Annotated in this window: 4 protein-coding genes and 1 CRISPR repeat array; all 4 genes read right to left on the reverse strand. The window is 37.8% G+C overall.

Annotated features, from left to right (window positions below; all coding sequences use genetic code 11):
• Positions 1-104: 104 nt before the first annotated feature.
• On the reverse strand, positions 105-590 hold the full coding sequence (locus PN471_RS18250) for a hypothetical protein (RefSeq protein WP_271778048.1): 486 nt from the start codon (positions 588-590) through the stop codon (positions 105-107).
• A 125-nt stretch (positions 591-715) separates the two neighbouring features.
• Positions 716-931: a hypothetical protein gene (locus PN471_RS18255; protein ID WP_039203194.1), complete on the reverse strand. Its 216-nt coding sequence runs from the start codon at positions 929-931 to the stop codon at positions 716-718.
• Positions 932-1,089: 158 nt separating this feature from the next.
• Complete coding sequence (locus PN471_RS18260; RefSeq protein WP_271778049.1) at positions 1,090-1,467, reverse strand: hypothetical protein; 378 nt, start codon at positions 1,465-1,467, stop codon at positions 1,090-1,092.
• A 260-nt stretch (positions 1,468-1,727) separates the two neighbouring features.
• Positions 1,728-2,300, reverse strand: coding sequence for a LabA-like NYN domain-containing protein (locus tag PN471_RS18265; RefSeq protein ID WP_039203195.1), 573 nt, complete (start codon positions 2,298-2,300; stop codon positions 1,728-1,730).
• Positions 2,301-2,685: 385 nt separating this feature from the next.
• Positions 2,686-3,297: direct repeats of the CRISPR family, unit length 36 nt; unit sequence GTTTCCATTAATTCCGATTTGAAGTAATCGGGAAAG.
• The last annotated feature ends 46 nt before the right edge of the window (positions 3,298-3,343 follow it).

Here is a 3,343-nt window from a genome sequence, read left to right on the forward strand (position 1 = left end):
AAGTAGAACGGCTTGAATAACTCAAAGTTTGTAGTGAGGAATTTATTCCTCATTTGAGAACTGAATTTCTCACTACGAAATCATCTCAAGATTTTTTACATTACTTAATCGTCGCTATTAATTGCATGACGTGCAGTAACAAACAGTGTCGCTAAATTATGTCCTTTATCTACTTTTTGGCTAGGTTTCCATGAGTTTAACCAGACTTCGCGGTTAAATCCTCCTCCGAGTCCAACACAGTACCAATACCATCCCTCATCACTTAAAAATGGCGCTCCATAATAGCTTTGTCTGGTGAAATGATGGTCTCCTTCTCCGGTGGTGTTCCAAGGGTAATTGAGATAGCAACCGATGGGTGGTAGTTGGGGATATTCAGGTGGTAGCAGAAATAAAACATCGCTATTGGAAACGGTGAATTTTTGGGATGAGAGGGGCATTCCTTTGATGAGAATTGCTGTGTATCTAAGACCTTCAATTGTTTTATTCCCAACGATTATATTCTTCGCTAGTTTTTCTAAAATTTTGAGTTCTTCGATTAATCTTGGAGTTGGTTGCAATTCTAATTTGTCCTGAGAAATTGTAATTGTCATAATTCACCTGTTTCAACTTGTATAGCGTGAGGCATTATAAAACCTTGAGGAGATACCAATTTTGAAAAAAATAGGTGGTGGAACTTGTAAATTTCCTTTTGTATAAAGTGGATAAGTTACTTGCACTACAAAATAAAATCTCCTGTGCCTTTAACAATTTTGGGTACACTCCATACTTTTGAACCTTCTTTGAGGGCTTCATTATTTTTTAAAGGTCTAGTTCCACCAAAACCTTCTTCCATGACATCATCATTGCCAATTTCAGGAAACTTTTTCCTCAATTGTTCTACTGTTGTACCTTGAGGTAAATCGGATAATTTACCATTAATTACTGCTCGCATATTTTCTCCTTGATGTGTATTTTTGTATTTAACGTAAGTTGCTACTGTCTGAATCAGGATTTCCGGGATTTAAGGATGAACAGGATTAAAAATGGGATTTTATCACCCATTACCAATTACCAGCCTCAACTAGATAACTAGTAACCCAAGTTGCTAGTTTATTTGTGTAGTTGCTGCACTATTAGATGGGTTGATTTTTTTGTAGATTGATTGCCTGTTTTGTGGTTGCTATCAAACCAAAAGCACAGGAGAAATAATCCCATTACACCGCAAATATTAATGATGATAACCTGGGTAAACTGTCGGGCGATCGCCTCTTCGAGGAGGATACATTTTCTGTCTAGTTTACTAAGGCGATTTTGGATATCTTTGATTTTCTGGTTATATTTTTCGTCTTGTTGTTGACTGAAGTTCATGATTTGTGTTTCTATTTCTTGGTAGTTATTTATTTTGTGATTTGATTGCTGTGGAAAAGCTTCTATACTGTCTAGATCGTGGATTTCTGGGATAACCAATTTGCCGTTAATTGTTCGCATGATTGCTATGCTTTTTTGAATGATAATTTGTTGGATTAAGTAGAGTAACGTAAATAATTCAAGGTTTGTAGTAAGGTCTTTAGACCTGAAAGTAGGGCAGTAAGGTCTTTAGACCTGAAAGTAGGGCAGTAAGGTCTCTAGACCTGAAAGTAGGGCTAAAGCCCTAACTACGAGCCAATTTCAGAATCTGTTAACTTACTTAACATAGTTCTATTTATTTCCGCCTACCTACTTAATCGCCGAATTTATTAATCTTAGAATTAGTCAAATATGTTGGCATTACCGATTCTGTGGAATGTTTGATTATTATTTTGAGGATTAAATGAGTCAAAGACTTCTATCAAGTCAATAATGCTGTTGGCTGAACTTTTTAACTCACTACCTAATGACTGTTCTACGGATGCAACTTCTACTCGCATTCCTCTTCGTCGCAATTTTTCAGCTAAATAGGCAAAATCTGAATCTCCTGTCACTAAGACAACGATATCGGGTTTGACTTCTAATGCTAATTCAATTGCATCCATAGCCATGACAACATCAATATTGGTTTCATATTCTTCCCCTTTGGCTTTTCCTTCTTTCGCAACTACTAAAAAGCCGTTACTTCTAGCCCAATAGACAAATTTCTCTTTGGTTTTACGTTGTTCTTCAAATCTTTCTCTGGCTGGTGGTAAACCAACATAAATCACCATTTCGATTAATTCTCTACCTTCTTTGGGATCTGCAAGGTAGTGACATATTTTTTGCCAGTCGATTTTTCTGTTGAAGCTTTGCGCTGCTAGGTAGGTATTATCGCTGTCTGCGAAAATTAAGACACGGCGGGATGTGAGCATAGGTTTTTCCCAACTGCTTTTTGTTTGGGTTTGGACTTTGATATGCTTTATTAAAACCTATGCTTGGAAACGCGAGTTTCCAAAAGAAGCGATAGCGAAGCGCTCCGTAGGAATCGCTCTACGGTTGTGACGAAAAAAGGATGAAACCTTGTCAGAGTAAGATTTAGGGGTTTTGAGTGTTTTCAAACAATTGAAGTAGGATGGCGATCGCTGTTGTTAATATTTCAGGAAGTTTACGGTATGGCGATCGCTGTTGTTAATATTTCAGGAAGTTTACGGTATGGCGATCGCTTGTTTTCATTAATATTTGATTTTTATCAATAATTGAAAATACCTGAAACTACGTTATTTCAATAATCAACACAGTTTCAGGTACTATCTTTTGGTTTCCATTAATTCCGATTTGAAGTAATCGGGAAAGGGTAGTTTTTTGATAGGAGGGAGTTTTGGATATTTCATGTTTCCATTAATTCCGATTTGAAGTAATCGGGAAAGGGGCGAAATGGCAAAAGTTAACAGCGAGCGCATGTGCCGTTTCCATTAATTCCGATTTGAAGTAATCGGGAAAGTAGGCTATTAGTTTTCGATACGTGGTTAGAATCAATGGTTTCCATTAATTCCGATTTGAAGTAATCGGGAAAGTGTTTACCCAATATGAATATCGAGAAGAGTGGAAGGGGTTTCCATTAATTCCGATTTGAAGTAATCGGGAAAGATGGCTTCGGGATTCCGTATGGAACGCAGTTTAGGTTTCCATTAATTCCGATTTGAAGTAATCGGGAAAGACAGCAGCAAAGGCCGAACTCGTGTTCCTTCTCTTTCGTTTCCATTAATTCCGATTTGAAGTAATCGGGAAAGGGCGGCATTGTTCTCCTCGGGAACGGGGCAAACTGTTTCCATTAATTCCGATTTGAAGTAATCGGGAAAGTCGATGAAAAGCGCACGTCGGCACGGCTATCAGGTTTCCATTAATTCCGATTTGAAGTAATCGGGAAAGCATGTGATGACGGGTTGCCCTGCCCCAATGACGTTTCCATTAATTC

The organism is Aphanizomenon sp. CS-733/32 (genome assembly GCF_028330045.1).
In the GTDB taxonomy this organism is placed as follows: Bacteria; Cyanobacteriota; Cyanobacteriia; order Cyanobacteriales; family Nostocaceae; genus Dolichospermum; species Dolichospermum gracile.